The sequence below is a fragment of the Shimia fortis genome (genome assembly GCF_040225985.1).
Taxonomy (GTDB): domain Bacteria; phylum Pseudomonadota; class Alphaproteobacteria; order Rhodobacterales; family Rhodobacteraceae; genus Shimia.
In genome coordinates this window covers 1-326 of the sequence record NZ_JBBPEU010000049.1, presented here as the reverse complement: position 1 = coordinate 326, position 326 = coordinate 1, and the positions used below count along the sequence as shown (strand labels likewise).

Below are 326 nucleotides of genomic sequence, written 5' to 3'. Positions count from 1 at the left end.
AGCCCGGTCTGTGCGCGGCCCAGGATGAGGGCGTGCACGTCGTGGGTGCCTTCGTAGGTGTTCACGGTCTCGAGGTTGACCATGTGGCGGATCACGTGGAAATCGAGACTGATGCCGTTGCCACCATGCATGTCGCGGGCGTGGCGCGCGATTTCCAGCGCCTTGCCGCAGTTGTTACGCTTGATGATCGACACCATCTCGGGTGCGGCCTCGGCCTCGTCCATCAAACGTCCCACGCGCAGCGCCGCCTGCAACCCCAGCGCGATCTCGGTCTGCATGTTCGCAAGCTTCAGCTGGAACAGCTGCGTCTGCGCCAGCGGCTTGCC

At 64.4% G+C, this 326-nt stretch carries 1 protein-coding gene; it reads right to left on the bottom strand.

All coding sequences use genetic code 11. The annotated features are described in order from the left end of the window. Window positions 1-326 (bottom strand): acyl-CoA dehydrogenase family protein (locus WNE31_RS18445; protein ID WP_349981401.1); only part of this gene is annotated, 326 nt, incomplete at both ends.